Annotated in this window: 13 protein-coding genes; 3 read left to right on the top strand and 10 right to left on the bottom strand. The window is 66.5% G+C overall.

Annotation, left to right across the window (positions count from 1 at the left end):
- Window positions 1–2 precede the first annotated feature (2 nt).
- The 5 genes from dnaG to WC493_RS01960 form a co-directional block, all read right to left on the bottom strand.
- Window positions 3–1886 carry a DNA primase gene (gene dnaG / locus WC493_RS01980; protein ID WP_373061971.1) on the bottom strand — a complete coding sequence of 628 codons (1884 nt, stop codon included), beginning with the start codon at window positions 1884–1886 and terminating at the stop codon, window positions 3–5.
- 58 nt (window positions 1887–1944) lie between these two features.
- Window positions 1945–2508, bottom strand: coding sequence for a YceI family protein (locus tag WC493_RS01975; protein ID WP_373061969.1), 564 nt, complete (start codon window positions 2506–2508; stop codon window positions 1945–1947).
- On the bottom strand, window positions 2505–3086 hold the full coding sequence (locus WC493_RS01970; protein ID WP_373061967.1) for a cytochrome b: 582 nt from the start codon (window positions 3084–3086) through the stop codon (window positions 2505–2507). Before WC493_RS01970 ends, WC493_RS01975 begins: the two co-directional genes overlap by 4 nt.
- Window position 3087: 1 nt before the next feature.
- Complete coding sequence (locus WC493_RS01965; RefSeq protein WP_373061965.1) at window positions 3088–3717, bottom strand: YceI family protein; 630 nt, start codon at window positions 3715–3717, stop codon at window positions 3088–3090.
- Window positions 3718–3896: 179 nt separating this feature from the next.
- Complete coding sequence (locus WC493_RS01960; protein WP_373061963.1) at window positions 3897–4352, bottom strand: GatB/YqeY domain-containing protein; 456 nt, start codon at window positions 4350–4352, stop codon at window positions 3897–3899.
- A gap of 176 nt (window positions 4353–4528) precedes the next feature.
- Between WC493_RS01960 and carA the strand changes: the two genes are divergently transcribed.
- The 3 genes from carA to greA all read left to right on the top strand — a co-directional run bounded on the left by carA (window position 4529) and on the right by greA (window position 9560).
- A complete protein-coding gene (gene carA / locus WC493_RS01955; RefSeq protein ID WP_373061961.1) occupies window positions 4529–5752 on the top strand; it encodes a glutamine-hydrolyzing carbamoyl-phosphate synthase small subunit in 1224 nt (407 codons plus the stop codon).
- Entirely contained in the window at window positions 5745–8972 is a 3228-nt protein-coding gene (gene carB / locus WC493_RS01950; protein ID WP_373061959.1) for a carbamoyl-phosphate synthase large subunit, read from the top strand. The genes carA and carB overlap by 8 nt, the downstream gene beginning before the upstream one ends.
- A 114-nt stretch (window positions 8973–9086) precedes the next feature.
- Window positions 9087–9560, top strand: a complete 474-nt coding sequence (gene greA, locus WC493_RS01945; RefSeq protein WP_373061957.1) for a transcription elongation factor GreA — start codon at window positions 9087–9089, stop codon at window positions 9558–9560.
- A 293-nt stretch (window positions 9561–9853) separates the two neighbouring features.
- Here the strand turns inward: greA and eno are convergent, their stop codons facing one another.
- The 5 genes from eno to tpiA form a co-directional block, all read right to left on the bottom strand.
- Window positions 9854–11128, bottom strand: coding sequence for a phosphopyruvate hydratase (eno, locus tag WC493_RS01940; protein WP_373061955.1), 1275 nt, complete (start codon window positions 11126–11128; stop codon window positions 9854–9856).
- Between the two features lie 16 nt (window positions 11129–11144).
- Window positions 11145–11993, bottom strand: coding sequence for a 3-deoxy-8-phosphooctulonate synthase (kdsA, locus tag WC493_RS01935; protein WP_373061953.1), 849 nt, complete (start codon window positions 11991–11993; stop codon window positions 11145–11147).
- A gap of 19 nt (window positions 11994–12012) precedes the next feature.
- Window positions 12013–13638 carry a CTP synthase gene (locus WC493_RS01930; RefSeq protein ID WP_373061951.1) on the bottom strand — a complete coding sequence of 542 codons (1626 nt, stop codon included), beginning with the start codon at window positions 13636–13638 and terminating at the stop codon, window positions 12013–12015.
- Window positions 13639–13704: 66 nt separating this feature from the next.
- Window positions 13705–14130: a preprotein translocase subunit SecG gene (gene secG, locus WC493_RS01925; RefSeq protein ID WP_373061949.1), complete on the bottom strand. Its 426-nt coding sequence runs from the start codon at window positions 14128–14130 to the stop codon at window positions 13705–13707.
- A 127-nt stretch (window positions 14131–14257) separates the two neighbouring features.
- The gene (gene tpiA / locus WC493_RS01920) at window positions 14258–15007 is read right to left on the bottom strand and encodes a triose-phosphate isomerase (RefSeq protein WP_373061947.1); all 750 of its coding nucleotides are present in this window, start codon (window positions 15005–15007) and stop codon (window positions 14258–14260) included.
- Window positions 15008–15013 lie beyond the last annotated feature (6 nt).

Raw genomic sequence — 15013 nt, 5'->3', positions numbered from 1 at the left:
TGTCATGCCGAAAACCCGCCATCCTGCCCGGTCTCACCGACCTGGGACACGATGCGGGTCAATTCTCGTCCAATCGCCTGGATGCGCCGCAGGCCGGCTTCCGTCGGCGAAGCTTCGTAACTCGCCTGTGCTTCGTTCAGCTCCGCCGTCAAATCCGTCTGCCTGCGGTGCAGGGCCAAAACGTGCCGCCAACCCTCTTCGACCTGGTCGATGGCCTCCCCTTCGCGGGCCATGCCGTGCAGCCGCAGGAAGGGATCATCTTCGAGGTGGGCAATCGTCTCGGCCAATCCCGCATCCGCTAAGTGGCCTTTGACCTGCTCACTGTCAAGGCCCGGCACATCAAAAGACATGCTTAAAAGGGCGGATCGCAGCCTGTCAAGCGACTCGGACAGGAAATGGAGCTGCCCCAGCTCCTCGGCCACCTTGGGCAGGAGGCTCGGATGCTGGACGACGGTCAGCAGCAGCAACCCCTCGGAACGGGCCGCCCCGGCGTTCTGGCCTTGCGCCAGCCGGCTGGAGCGGAGCGTCCGCCCCGCCCCGGCCTTCACCGGCGGGCCGCCGAAGCCGGGCCGCCAGGGCGCCCTCGGCCCCCGTGGCGGTGCGGCCGGCCGCTGGGGCCGGAGGCTGTCCATCAGGTTGCGCACCCGGCCGCGCAATTCTTCGCGGTAATGGGCCTGGATGCGGGCGTCGCCGATCTCGCGCACGACCTGGCCGACGCGGGCTTCGAAGGCAGCGCGGCGTTCGGGCGTGGCGAGGTCTGCGGCCGCCACTTCCCGCGCCCAGAGGAACTCAACCAAGGGGATCGCCTTGTCGAGCTGTGCCTTCATCGCGGCCGGGCCGTCGCGGCGGATCAACTCGTCGGGGTCGAGCTTGTCGGGCAGGGTGAGGAAGCGGAGCGAATGGCCGGGTTTCAGCATCGGCAGCGCCCGGTCGAGCGCCCGGCTGGCCGCCCGCTGGCCCGCATTGTCGCCGTCGAAACAGAGGACCGGCTCCGGCGCCAGGCGCCACAGGGCTTCGATCTGCGCTTCGGTCAGGGCGGTGCCCAGGGGGGCGACGGCTTCCGCGATGCCCGCCTGATCGAGGGCGATCACGTCCATATAGCCTTCGCAGACGACGACGCGGCCCGCCTTGTGCGCCGCCTCGCGCGCCAGGCTCAGGTTGAACAGGGTCTCGCCCTTGTGGAAGAGCGGCGTGTCCGGCGAGTTCAGATATTTCGGCTCGCCGTCGCCCATGGTGCGGGCGCCGAAGGCGATGACCTTGCCGCGCGGGTCGCGAATCGGAAAGGTCACCCGGTCGCGGAAATAGTCGTAAGGGCTCCGCCCGTCATCCGGCCGGCGGATCAGGCCCGCCTCGACCAGCAGGTCCGGCGGAAAGCCGCGGGCGACCAGCGCATCCATCATCTGGGTGTGGCCGCCGGGGGCATAGCCCAGGCGGTGGCGGGCAATCGTTGCGGCACTCAGGCCGCGGCGTTCGAAATAGGCGCGCCCCCCCGCCCCGGCGGCGGTCTTGAGCTGGGCCTCGTACCAGGCGCAGGCGGTTTCCAATGCCTCGTGCAGGCCCTGGCGCTTCTCCGCCTGCTGCTTGGCTTCGGGATTGGGCGCCGGCAGGGCGACGCCGGCTTCCGCCGCCAGCTTTTCCAGTGCTTCGCGGAAGCCCAGATTCTCCGTCTTCTGGACGAAGGTGAAAATGTCGCCCTTCTCGCCGCAGCCGAAGCAGTAATAGGCCCCGCGATCGTCCATCACGTGGAAGGACGGCGTCTTCTCACCGTGGAAGGGGCAGAGGGCCATGAAATCGCCCCGCCCCTTGCGCATGATCTTGGTGCGCCGGCCCACGATGGTGGACAGGAGAAGGCGGGACTTGATCTCGTCTGTGACGTCGTCGGCCATCGGTACTCGGCTGGTGATAGGCCGACGATCTAACCCCGGCGCTCGACCCGGGACAAGCTCAGTGCGTCGGACTGGCCACGACCTCGACAGTGACGTCGATCTGTCGGCCCACCCATTCCGCCTTGGGGTCGGACTGCGCCCCCATGCCGAACGCCAGGCGATCGAGATGCAGGCTCGCCTTGGCGGTGACCGGGGGCTTGGCGAAGTCGGTCAGGGTGAAGGGAAGGCTCACCTCGCGGCTCTGGCCCCGAATCGTCAGCGTGCCGGTCGCGACGTAGCCACCGCCCTCACCCGCCGCGATCTTGCTCGAGGTGAAGCTGGCGCTCGGGAAATCCTTCACGTCGAACCAGTCGGGCTGCGGCAGCGTGCCGTCGCGAAGGGCGTCGCCGGTGGCGGCGGAACCCGTGTCGAAGCTGACGGCGAGATGGCTCGCCCCGAGATCGGCGGGATCGAAGACGATTTCCGCCTGCCAGGCGCCGAATTTGCCGGTGAAGACTTCCCCCGCATGGGTGCCGGAAAAGCCGACCGTGCTCTTGCCGTAGTCGACCGCATAGGTGGCGGCAGCGGCCGGCGCGGCGAGGCCGAGCAGAAGGCCGAAGCCGGCGGCGAATCGGATCATCATCTTTCCTGTCCCCTGCCCCACCACATGCGGGCGAGAATATTCTCCCGGTCGACGACCAGGTGCTTCGCGACCGCGGCGACATGGACCGCGATCAGGCCGGCAAAACCCAGCGTCAGCCAGAAATGCACCGACTTCGCCGCCCCCTCGACTCCGGCATCGGGGCCGAGGCCCGGCAGATGGGGCCATTGGAACCAACCGAAGACGATGGTCGGGATGCCGATCACATTGGCCGAGACCATGACCCAGCCGCTGAGCGGCACCGCCAGCATGAAGAAATAGAGGGCGAGATGCCCCGCCCTGGCCGCCACCGCCTCCAGCCCGGCGATCGAAGCCGGCAAGGCCGGCGGCCGCACCAGCAGGCGAAGCCCGAGGCGCAGCAAGGCCGCGAGCAGCAGGAGGACGCCCAGCGACTTGTGCCACTGGTACATCTTGAATTTCAGCGCGGGCGCCAGATCGCCGAAGACCATGGCGGTGCCGGACGCCAGCATCAGCAGGAAGGCCGCCGCCATCACCCAATGCAGGACGATGGCGGGGCTGTGATAGCGCCCGGCCGGCACGGCCATCTCAGGGCGCCCCATCTCAGGGCGCCTTAGGGAATTCGCCTTCGATGAAGACCTGTACGTCGTCGCCGATCGCCGGCACGAAGGTGCTCAGGCCCCAATCGGAGCGCTTCAAGGTACCGATCGCGGAAAAGCCCATCTCGGGGAAGCCCGCCATCGGGTGCTTGGCATAGGCGCCGTTGAAGGTGACGTCGAGCACCACGGGCTTGGTCACGCCCAGCATGGTGAGGTCGCCGGTCATGCGTCCCTGGTTCTCGCCCGTCACCTCGATTTTGGTCGAGACGAAGGTGACGGCCGGAAATTTGCCGGCATTGAACCATTTCTCGCCGGTCGAGAGTTCCTTGTCGAAATCGATCTTGTCGGGATTCGGGAAGGCGGTGTGGATCGAGGTCGGATCGACGCTCGCGGTCACCTTGCTCTTCTCGATGTTCTTGGGATCGAACTCGATCTTGGCATCGAACCGTTCGAAACGGGCCGTATAGTTCGACAGGCCGAAGTGATTGACCTTGAAGGTCAGGCTGCCGTGGCTGAGGTCCAGGACATAGGTCCCGGCCGGCATTGCCGCGGCCGGCGTCGTGGCCTGGGCGAAGGCGGTGGCGCCCAGGGGCGCTGCGGCCAGGACGGCGGCCAGAATGACGGCAGGTTTCATCGGCGATCCCCTCGAAGCACGGTTCACCCGAGGCTGCGCCCGGCTCCCTCCCGGAAAAACCGCGAGATGGTGAAGGGTTCGTTTCGCCGACGTGAACAATCGCCGATGGAACACATCAATGTGTCTAAATCTTGGCGTAATTGCCGGGCGGCCAGTGGAAATGCCGCCCGGCGGAATCGTCAGCCGAGGGCGGCCTTCACCAGGGGGCTCGCCTTGGCGAAATCCATCACGCCGCCGTGGCGCTCGCGCAGCGCCGCCATGACCTTGCCCATGTCCTTCATGCCGGCGGCGCCGATCTCGGCCACCACGGCGGCGATCGCGGCCTTGGTCTCGGCCTCGTCCATCTGCTTCGGCAGGAAGGCTTCGATCACGCCGATCTCGGCCTGTTCCTTGGCCGCCAGTTCCGGCCGCCCGCCCTTTTCATAGGCTTCGATCGAATCGCGTCGCTGCTTGATCAGTTTCTGCAGTACGTTGACGATATCGGCCTCGCCGACGCCGGCATCCGGCCCGTCGGTACGGGCGGCGATGTCACGGTCCTTGATGGCGGCCAGGATCATGCGGATCGTGGTGACCCGCGGCATGTCCTTGGCCCGCATGGCTTCTTTCAGCGCTTCGTTCAGGCGATCGCGCAACATCCTTACGTCCTCCAGTTCCCAAGGCCCGGCACATTAGCGTGTCTGTCATGCAGTGACCATAAGCCGTTGACGAAAATAGCGAATTCAAAAACCGCGCATGACTTGACGGCGCCGGGCCGCGCCATTAAGGTCCGCCAAATTTGACCGGCGGGCACCCCCCGCCGCGGAGTTTCCCGATGTCGACGACGCCAGACACCATGCCCCCGCAGCCAGAGCGGGGCGGCATTCCTGACGACGCGCGCCTGACGACCGACCAGGTCGCCGGCGCCAAACCGACCGGCGTTCTCGTGCTGGCCGATGGTTCGGTCCTCTGGGGCCGAGGCCTGGGTGCCACCGGTGACGCTGTCGGCGAGGTATGCTTCAACACATCGATGACCGGCTACCAGGAGATCCTGACCGATCCTTCCTATGCCGGACAGATCATCACCTTCACCTTCCCCCATATCGGCAATGTGGGCACCAATTTCGAGGATATCGAGTCGGTCGGCAATGCCGCCCGCGGCCTCGTGCTCCGTGCCGACATCACCGAGCCGAGCAACTGGCGTGCCGCGAGCCACCTCGACGGCTGGCTGCTGCGCCGCGGCCTCATGGGCCTCGCCGGGGTCGACACCCGCCGCCTGACCCGGCTGATCCGGGCCGGCGTGCCGAACGGCGTGATCGCCCATGCCCCCGACGGCAAGTTCGACCTCGACGCCCTGAAGGCCAAGGCGAAAGGCTTCCCCGGCCTCGAAGGGCTCGACCTCGCCAAGGACGTGTTCTGCCGCCAGTCCTACGAGTGGGACGAGACGCTGTGGAGCCTCGGCAAGGGCTATGGCCGGCAAGTGGCGCCGCAATTCCACATCGTGGCGATCGACTACGGCGTGAAACGGAACATCCTGCGCTGCCTCGCCGCGACCGGTGCCCGCGTCACCGTGGTCCCCGGCGACACCTCGGCCGAGGCGATCCTGAAGCTCGCCCCCGACGGCGTCTTCCTGTCGAACGGCCCGGGCGATCCGGCGGCGACCGGCGAATATGCCGTTCCCGTGATCCGCAAGCTGATCGATACCGGCAAGCCGGTGTTCGGCATCTGCCTGGGTCACCAGATGCTGGCCCTGGCGCTGGGCGCCAAGACCACCAAGATGAAGCAGGGCCACCGCGGTGCCAATCACCCGGTGAAGGACCTGACCACCGGCAAGGTCGAAATCACCAGCCAGAACCACGGCTTCGTCGTGCTGCCCGAAACCCTGCCGAACAACGCGGAACAGACCCATGTCTCGCTCTTCGACGGCACCAACGAAGGCCTGCGAATGCTCGATCGCCCGGTGTTCTCCGTCCAGTACCACCCCGAGGCCTCGCCCGGGCCGGAGGACAGCCACTATCTGTTCGACCGGTTCATCGACCTGGTGAAGTCCCATGCCTAAGCGCACCGACATTTCCTCGATCATGATCATCGGCGCCGGCCCGATCGTGATCGGCCAGGCCTGCGAGTTCGACTATTCGGGCACCCAGGCCTGCAAGGCGCTGAAGGACGAGGGTTACCGGGTCGTCCTGGTGAACTCGAACCCGGCCACCATCATGACCGACCCCGGGCTCGCCGACGCCACCTATGTCGAGCCGATCACGCCCGAGATCGTCGCCAAGATCATCGAGAAGGAACGGCCCGACGCCCTGCTGCCCACCATGGGCGGGCAGACCGCGCTGAATACCGCGATGGCCCTGGCCGACGACGGCACCCTGGCGAAATATGGCGTCGAGCTGATCGGCGCCAACCGCGAAGCGATCGAAAAGGCCGAGGACCGCCTGCGCTTCCGCGAGGCCATGGACAAGCTGGGCCTCGAGAGCCCGAAGTCCCGCGTCGCCCATTCGATGCCGGAGGCGATGGAAGCCTTCGCCGAGATCGGCCTGCCGGCCGTGATCCGGCCGAGCTTCACGCTGGGCGGCACCGGCGGCGGCATCGCCTATACGCGCGAGGAATTCGAGCGGATCGTGACCTCCGGTCTCGACGCATCGCCCACCACCGAAGTGCTGATCGAAGAATCGGTCGCCGGCTGGAAGGAATATGAGATGGAGGTCGTCCGCGACAAGGCGGACAATGCCATCATCATCTGCTCGATCGAGAACATCGACCCGATGGGCATCCATACGGGCGATTCGATCACGGTCGCGCCTGCGCTGACGCTGACCGACAAAGAATATCAGATCATGCGCAACGCCTCGATCGCGGTGCTGCGCGAAATCGGGGTGGAGACCGGCGGCTCCAACGTGCAGTTCGCGATCAGCCCCGAAAACGGCCGCATGGTCGTGATCGAGATGAATCCGCGCGTCTCGCGTTCTTCCGCCCTGGCATCGAAGGCGACCGGTTTCCCGATCGCCAAGGTCGCCGCTAAGCTCGCCATCGGTTACACGCTGGACGAGCTGATGAACGATATCACCGGGGTTACCCCGGCATCGTTCGAGCCGACCATCGACTACGTCGTCACCAAGATCCCCCGCTTCACCTTCGAGAAGTTCAAGGGCGCCGAGGCGCTGCTCACGACCGCGATGAAGTCGGTCGGCGAAGTGATGGCGATCGGCCGGACCTTCCAGGAATCGGTGCAGAAGGCGCTCCGCTCGATGGAGACCGGGCTGTCGGGCTTCGATCCGGTGGCCCGCCTGCACGGCGACCGCGACCTGATCGAGGTCGAACTGGGCAAGCCGGTGCCCGACCGCCTGGTCGTGGTGGCCGACGGCTTCCGCGCCGGCCTCACGGTCGAGGAAATCGCCGAGATCACCAAGATGGACCCCTGGTTCCTGCGCCAGGTCGAAGAGATCGTGATCGAGGAACGGCGCGTCACGGACGGCGGCCTGCCGAAGACCGCGGCCGGCTGGCGCCGCCTGAAGGCCATGGGCTTTTCCGACAAACGCCTGGCCGCCCTCGGCAGCACGACCGAAAAGGCGGTGCGCGCCGCGCGCCAGGCCGCCGGCGTGCGCCCGGTGTTCAAGCGGATCGACACCTGTGCGGCCGAATTCGACAGCCGCACGCCCTATATGTATTCGACCTATGAATCGGCCGAATTCGGCGCCCCCGAATGCGAGGCGCAGCCGACAGACGCCAAGAAGGTCGTCATCCTGGGCGGCGGGCCGAACCGCATCGGCCAGGGCATCGAGTTCGACTATTGCTGCGTCCATGCCTGCTACGCGCTGACCGAGGCGGGCTATGAGACCATCATGGTCAACTGCAACCCGGAGACCGTGTCGACCGACTACGACACGTCGGACCGCCTCTATTTCGAGCCGCTGACCGCCGAAGACGTGCTCGAACTGATCGAGACGGAAAAGCAGAACGGCACCCTGCACGGCGTCATCGTGCAGTTCGGCGGCCAGACGCCGCTGAAGCTCTCCAAGGCGCTGGAAGAGGCCGGCGTGCCGATCCTCGGCACTTCGCCCGATGCGATCGACATGGCCGAGGACCGCGAGCGTTTCCAGGTCCTGCTCCAGGATCTGGGCCTGCGCCAGCCGAACAACGGCATCGCCACCTCGATCGAGGAAGCCCGTGCCGTGGTCGAGCGGATCGGCTTCCCCGTCGTCATCCGTCCGTCCTATGTGCTGGGCGGCCGGGCGATGGAGATCGTGCGGGACATCCCGGGTCTCAACCGCTACATGACCGAGGCCGTGGTGGTCTCGGGCGACAATCCGGTGCTGATCGACGGCTACCTGAACAAGGCGACCGAGGTCGACGTCGACGCCCTGGCAGACGGCGAGACCGTCTATGTCGCCGGCATCATGGAGCATATCGAAGAGGCCGGTATCCATTCGGGCGACAGCGCCTGCTCCCTGCCGCCCTACTCGCTCTCGGAAGCCACCATCGCCGAGCTCCGCCGCCAGACCGAGGTGATGGCCAAGGCGCTCGGCGTCGTCGGCCTGATGAACGTACAGTTCGCCATCCAGGGCGAGGACATCTATGTCCTCGAGGTGAACCCCCGCGCCTCGCGCACCGTGCCCTTCGTCGCCAAGGCGGTCGGCGTGGCCGTGGCCAAGATCGCCGCCCGCGTCATGGCGGGCGAGAAGCTGGCGAGCTTCGGCCTCAAATGGAAGAAGCTCGACCATGTCGCGGTGAAGGAATCGGTCTTCCCCTTCGCCCGTTTCCCCGGCGTCGACATCCTGCTCGGCCCCGAGATGAAATCGACCGGCGAGGTGATGGGCCTCGATCGCACCTTCGAACTGGCCTTCGCCAAGTCGCAGCTCGCCTCGGGCACGCGGCTGCCGCAGGCGGGCCAGGTCTTCATCTCGGTCCGCAATGCCGACAAGGACGCCCTGCTGGAGCCGGCGCGGGAACTGGTCGCTCTCGGCTTCGAGATCGTCGCGACGCGCGGCACCGCCGGCTTCCTCGAAGAGAACGGCGTGCCGGCGAAACGCGTGAACAAGGTCCTCGAAGGCCGGCCGCATATCGTCGACGCCATGAAGAACGGCGAGATCGCCCTCATGTTCAACACGACCGAGGGTTCGAAGTCGATCGCCGATTCCTTCGAGATCCGGCGTTCGGCGCTGACTTTGAAGATTCCCTACTACACGACCACGGCGGGCGCCGAGGCGGCGGTCAAGGCGATCGCGGCACTTCGCCTCGGGCAGCTTGAAGTCGCCCCGCTGCAATCCTACACTTGAAGTTCACCTGTGCCCGACCGGCCGAACCGCCGGTCGGGCACAGGCAACTCTGGCCCGGCCGAAGACGCCGGTGACCGGAGATGTTTGGGCAGCCTATTGGTGGAACGAGGGGCGATGGAAAAAGTGCCCATGACGGCGGGGGGTTACGAAGCCCTGGAAGCCGAATTGAAGCGGTTGAAGACGGTGGATCGCCCTTCGGTGATCCAGGCCATTTCGGCCGCGCGCGAGCATGGCGACCTGTCGGAAAACGCCGAATATCACGCTGCCAAGGAACGGCAGAGTTTCATCGAAACCCGTGTGATCGAGCTCGAGGACAAGATCTCCCGCGCCCAGGTGATCGATGTCTCGAAGCTCTCCGGCACCGTGATCAAATTCGGCGCGACCATCACCCTGGTCGATACCGACACCGAAGAGGAACAGGTGTTCCAGATCGTCGGCGTCGACGAGGCCGACGTGAAGGCCGGCCGCCTCTCCGTCTCTTCGCCCGTGGCCCGCGCCCTGATCGGCAAGACCGTGGGCGACGAGATCGAAGTGACCACGCCCGGCGGCCATAAGTCCTACGAAATCCTCAAAGTCTCTTTCCGCTGACGGCCGCGGGCACGGTCGCCGGGTGTTCGAAGACTTGGCGACCGGAAGGCCGCACCAATGGTGCGGCCGAGGCGAGAATCCCCTGACCGGCGGGCAAGGCCGCACGGCGGTGATTCCGCCGTGGCGGAGCTCAAACCAATAATCCGTATTGAATGCCGCGCGGGGGTTGCAGCAGAGCCCCTTGCCGCCGCTGGCGCGACGGCAAATGCGTCCCGAGCTCGTCCGAGCCCGATCCGGACGCCATGCGCGTCATGCCGGGCACGGGGCGCCAGGCATGACGCGACGAAGGCGGCTTACGCCTTCAGGATCGAACGGCCGGCGTAGCGGGCGATCGAGCCGAGCTCTTCCTCGATGCGGATGAGCTGGTTGTACTTGGCCGTGCGGTCGGAACGGGCCAGCGAGCCGGTCTTGATCTGGCCGCAGTTGGTGGCCACGGCGAGGTCGGCGATGGTCGAATCCTCGGTCTCGCCCGAGCGATGCGACATCACCGCCTTGTAGCCGGCGCGATGGGCCATATCGACGGCTTCCAGCGTCTCGGAGAGCGTGCCGATCTGGTTGACCTTGACCAGGATCGCATTGGCGTAACCGCCCTTGATGCCGTCGGCCAGGCGCTTCGGGTTGGTGACGAAGAGATCGTCGCCGACGAGCTGCACCTTCTTGCCGATCGCATCGGTCAGCAGCTTCCAGCCGGCCCAATCGTCCTCGGCCATGCCGTCTTCGATCGAGACGATCGGATAGGCCTCGACCAGGCCCTTCCAGTAGTCGACCAGACCGGCCGATTCGAGGACCTTGCCCTCGCCCGCCAGGTGGTACTTGCCGTCCTTGAAGAATTCGGTCGAAGCGGCGTCGAGCGCCAGGGTGACGTCCACACCCGGCTTGTAGCCGGCCTTCTCGACCGCCTTCATGATGAAGTCCAGGGCGGCACGGGTGCCGTTCAGGTTGGGCGCGAAGCCGCCCTCGTCGCCCACGTTGGTCGAGTGGCCGGCGGCCTTCAGCTCGGCCTTCAGGCGGTGGAAGATCTCGGAGCCCATGCGCACGGCGTCGGCCACGGTTTCCGCGGCCACCGGCTGGATCATGAATTCCTGGATGTCGATCGGATTGTCGGCATGGGCGCCGCCGTTGACGATGTTCATCATCGGCACGGGCAGCACGCGCGCGGTCGGGCCGCCGATATAGCGATAGAGCGGCACGCCCTGCTCTTCCGCCGCCGCCTTGGCCACCGCCATGGAGACGCCGAGGATGGCATTGGCGCCGAGGCGGGCCTTGTTCGGGGTGCCGTCCAGCTCGATCATCTGGGCGTCGAGGGCGAGCTGGTCTTCCGCGTCCTGGCCGACCAGGGCGTCGAAGATCTCGGTGTTCACAGCTTCGACCGCCTGTTGCACGCCCTTGCCGCCGTAGCGGGTACCGCCGTCGCGCTTTTCATTCGCCTCATGGGCGCCGGTCGAGGCGCCCGAGGGCACGGCGGCGCGGCCGAAGGCGCCGGATTCGAGGACCACGTCCACTTCGACGGTCGGATTGCCGCGGCTGTCCAGGATCTCGCGGGCGTGGATGTCGACGATGCCGGTCATTATCAATTCCTCGAAGTCAGTTCTGCTGCTTGGCGTAATAGGCCTTGGTGAGGCGGTCGATATCGACGAGGCCGGCCAGGATGCCCTCGATCTTGTCGACCGGGACCATGTTCGGCCCATCGGAAGGGGCCGTGTCCGGCTTCTCGTGCGTCTCCATGAAGACGGCGCCGACGCCGACCGCGAGGGCAGCCCGGGCCAGCGGCTCGACGAAGCGACGGTCGCCACCCGAGGTGGTGCCCTGGCCGCCCGGCTGCTGCACCGAATGGGTGGCGTCGAACACCACGGGGCAGCCCGTCTCGGCCATGATCGGCAGCGAGCGCATGTCCGAGACCAGCGTGTTGTAGCCGAAGGAGGCGCCACGCTCGCAGACCATCACGCTCTTGTTGCCGGTCGATTCGATCTTGGCGACCACGTTCTTCATGTCCCAGGGGGCGAGGAACTGGCCCTTCTTCACGTTGATCGCCTTGCCGGTCTCGCCGGCGGCGAGCAACAGGTCCGTCTGCCGGCACAGGAAGGCCGGGATCTGCAGGACGTCGACCACTTCGGCGACGGGCTTGCACTGTTCGGCGGTGTGCACGTCCGTGATCACCGGGAGGTCCAGCGTCGCCTTGATCTCGGCGAAGATCTCCATCGCCGTTTCGAGACCGATGCCGCGGTTCGACTTGACCGAGGTCCGGTTCGCTTTGTCGAAGCTCGACTTGTAGATGAGCCCGATACCAAGCCTTCCGCAGATCTCCTTGAGGCGCGAGGCCATGGCGAGGGCGTGATCCCGCCCCTCCATGGCGCAGGGGCCGGCGATCAGCGTGAAGGGCAGGTCGTTGCCGATGGTCAGCTTGCCGACGGAAACGTGGCGCGGCTCGGTCATCTGCCTTCTCCTTTTTGGCTCAGACCAGGCGGGACTGGTCAACGGCAGCCTTGATGAAACTGGCGAACAGGGGATGCGGATCGAAGGGTTTCGACTTCAGCTCAGGATGGAACTGTACGCCGACGAACCACGGATGATCCGGAATTTCGACGATCTCGGGCAGTTGGCCGTCCGGCGACATGCCGGAGAATAGCAGGCCACATTTCTCCAGCGCCGGAACATAGTTGATGTTCACTTCGTAGCGGTGGCGGTGACGTTCGCTGATCGCCGTGGTGCCATAGATCGCGGCGACCTTGGAGCCGGGCTTCAAGGCCGCGTCATAGGCGCCGAGGCGCATAGTGCCGCCGAGATCGCCACCGGCCGCCCGGGTTTCACGGTCGTTGCCGCGCACCCACTCGGTCATCAGGCCGACCACCGCCTCGTCGCAGGGGCCGAATTCGGTCGAGGAAGCGTGCCTGTAGCCGGCCAGGTTGCGCGCCGCCTCGATCACCGCGATCTGCATGCCGAAGCAGATGCCGAAATAGGGCACCTTGTGATTGCGGGCGAAATTGGCCGCCGCGATCTTGCCCTCGACGCCGCGGTAGCCGAAGCCGCCGGGCACCAGGATGCCGTCCACCTCTTCGAGATGGGCGACCGCGTCTTCCTTCTCGAAGGTCTCCGACTCGATCCACTCGAGGTTGACCTTCACATTGTTGGCGATGCCGCCGTGATAGAGGGCTTCGGCCAGCGACTTGTAGGCGTCCTTCAGCCCCGTGTATTTGCCGACGATGGCGATCGTGACTTCGCCCTGCGGCTTGGTCCAACGGCGATGAATCTCGTGCCAGCGCTCCAGGCTCGGGGCCGGCGCGCTCAGGCCGAAGGCTTCGAGGATGCGGTCGTCGAATTTCTCGGCGTGATAGGAGATCGGCACTTCGTAGATCGAGCCGACGTCGAGCGCCTGGATCACGTTTTCCGGCCGGACGTTGCAGAACAGCGCGATCTTCTTCCGCTCGCCCTCCGGCACTTCGCGGTCGCAGCGGCAGAGAATGATGTTCGGCTGAATGCCGATCGAGCGCAGTTCCTTGACCGAATGCTGGGTCGGCTTGGTCTTCAGTTCGCCGGCCGAGGGGATATAGGGCACCAGGGTCAGGTGGACATAGACCGCGTGCTGCGGCGGCAGGTCGTTGCCGAGCTGGCGGATCGCTTCGAGGAACGGCAGGCTCTCGATGTCGCCCACGGTGCCGCCGATCTCGACCAGGACGAAGTCCGTATCGTCCGTATCGGCCAGGACGAATTCCTTGATCGCGTCGGTGACATGGGGAATCACCTGCACGGTGCCGCCCAGATAGTCGCCCCGGCGCTCCTTGGTCAGGATCGTCTGATAGATGCGGCCGGTCGTGACATTGTCCGACTTCCGCGACGGCACGCCTGTGAAGCGTTCGTAATGGCCGAGGTCGAGGTCGGTTTCCGCCCCGTCGTCGGTGACATAGACCTCACCGTGCTGATAGGGGCTCATGGTCCCCGGATCGACGTTGAGATAGGGGTCGAGCTTCCTCAAACGGACGGAAAAGCCGCGGGCCTGCAGCAGGGCACCCAGTGCCGCCGAGGCCAGACCTTTGCCGAGCGAGGAGACCACGCCGCCGGTGATGAAGATGAACCGCGCCATGGGCGAACAACATACCAAAAGGCGCCGTCGTTACTCAACGACGGCGCGTTGAACCAAGGGTTTCCGTCAGTTTGCCGGCGCCGGTGCGGGCGCGCTGGGGGCTGCTGCCGGTGCGGGGGCCGAATCGGTCGCCGGGACGGGTGCCGCCGGCGCGGTCGAAGCGGGCGCCGGCGCCGCGGTCGAGCCGTTCGGAACGGCGGGTGCCGCGGGCTCGCTCGGCACGATGGTCGGGGCCTGCTGCTGCTCGATCCGGTCGACGATCGAACCACTGTCGCCGTGATGGGCGAAGAAGGTCAGCGCCAGCGACGTGAGCATGAATAAACCGGCCAGGATGCCGGTCGTCCGGGTCAGGAAATTGGCCGCCCCGCGGGCCGACATGAATCCGCCGCCACCCCCGCCGATGCCGAGAGCGCCACCCTCGGACTTCTGGATCAGAACGACGCCGATCAGGGCGACCGCCAACAGCAGGTGAATGACGAGCAGGAAAGCCATAGCTGATCCGATTGATGGGGCCGGGCGCCGAACGCCCTCGTAGGCCCGGGTACATACACGTTTGTCGACCGCTTTGCCAGTTTCGCGGCGCAGGGTTCCCCCGCGCCGCCCTCATGGCCTGGCAGGCTCAGCGCGCCGCGTCGATGATCGGGCCGAAATCCGCCGCTTTCAGGCTGGCGCCGCCGACCAGGGCGCCGTCGACATCGGCGAGCTTCAGGATCACGGCCGCGTTGGAGGGTTTCACCGAACCGCCGTAGAGCAGGCGGACGCCCCCCGCCACGCCGGCCCCGAAACGCTCGGTCAGGCGGGCGCGCATGAAGCTGTGCACGTCGACGATTTCGTCGTTGGTCGGGGTCCGGCCGGTGCCGATGGCCCAGACCGGCTCGTAGGCGACGACCGTGTTGGCCGCGGTGGCACCGTCCGGAATCGAGCCGGCGAGCTGGCGGCCGATCACCTCGAGGGTCTTGCCCGAATCCCGTTCCGCCTCGGTCTCGCCGATGCAGACGATCGCGACGAGGCCGGCGCGCCAGGCGGCTTCAGCCTTGGCCTTCACCACGGCGTCGGTCTCCGCATGGTCGGTGCGGCGCTCGCTGTGGCCGACGATGACGCAGGCAGCCCCCAGGTCCTTCAGGGCTTCGGCGGCGATGTCGCCCGTGTGCGCCCCGCTCGCCTTGGCGTGGCAGTCCTGGCCGCCGATCGCGACCGGCTTGCCCGCGAGCTTCAGCGCGGCCGCCCCGACCAGCGTCGCCGGCGGGCAGATCGCGACATCGACCCCGGCCGCTTCGGCCGCCTTGGCGGCGATGCCGTCCAACTCGCCCAGCGCGGCGAGCAGCCCGTTCATCTTCCAGTTGCCGGCGACGAGAGGACGGCGAGCCATGGCGGA

The sequence above is a fragment of the Zavarzinia sp. genome, assembly GCF_041650655.1.
In the GTDB taxonomy this organism is placed as follows: Bacteria; Pseudomonadota; Alphaproteobacteria; order Zavarziniales; family Zavarziniaceae; genus Zavarzinia.
Note: the sequence above shows the minus strand (reverse complement) of the source record. Positions and strands in the feature narration are given on the sequence as shown.

Bases quoted from the DNA above. Each gene is read 5' to 3' on its own strand.
- kdsA (WP_373061953.1), bottom strand. From the start codon at position 11,993: ATGACCGAGCCGCGCCACGTTTCCGTCGGCAAGCTGACCATCGGCAAC.
- WC493_RS01930 (WP_373061951.1), bottom strand. From the start codon at position 13,638: ATGGCGCGGTTCATCTTCATCACCGGCGGCGTGGTCTCCTCGCTCGGC.
- WC493_RS01960 (WP_373061963.1), bottom strand. From the start codon at position 4,352: ATGTTGCGCGATCGCCTGAACGAAGCGCTGAAAGAAGCCATGCGGGCC.
- eno (WP_373061955.1), bottom strand. From the start codon at position 11,128: ATGACCGGCATCGTCGACATCCACGCCCGCGAGATCCTGGACAGCCGC.
- carA (WP_373061961.1), top strand. From the start codon at position 4,529: ATGTCGACGACGCCAGACACCATGCCCCCGCAGCCAGAGCGGGGCGGC.
- carB (WP_373061959.1), top strand. From the start codon at position 5,745: ATGCCTAAGCGCACCGACATTTCCTCGATCATGATCATCGGCGCCGGC.
- WC493_RS01965 (WP_373061965.1), bottom strand. From the start codon at position 3,717: ATGAAACCTGCCGTCATTCTGGCCGCCGTCCTGGCCGCAGCGCCCCTG.
- WC493_RS01975 (WP_373061969.1), bottom strand. From the start codon at position 2,508: ATGATGATCCGATTCGCCGCCGGCTTCGGCCTTCTGCTCGGCCTCGCC.
- WC493_RS01970 (WP_373061967.1), bottom strand. From the start codon at position 3,086: ATGGGGCGCCCTGAGATGGCCGTGCCGGCCGGGCGCTATCACAGCCCC.
- secG (WP_373061949.1), bottom strand. From the start codon at position 14,130: ATGGCTTTCCTGCTCGTCATTCACCTGCTGTTGGCGGTCGCCCTGATC.
- dnaG (WP_373061971.1), bottom strand. From the start codon at position 1,886: ATGGCCGACGACGTCACAGACGAGATCAAGTCCCGCCTTCTCCTGTCC.
- tpiA (WP_373061947.1), bottom strand. From the start codon at position 15,007: ATGGCTCGCCGTCCTCTCGTCGCCGGCAACTGGAAGATGAACGGGCTG.
- greA (WP_373061957.1), top strand. From the start codon at position 9,087: ATGGAAAAAGTGCCCATGACGGCGGGGGGTTACGAAGCCCTGGAAGCC.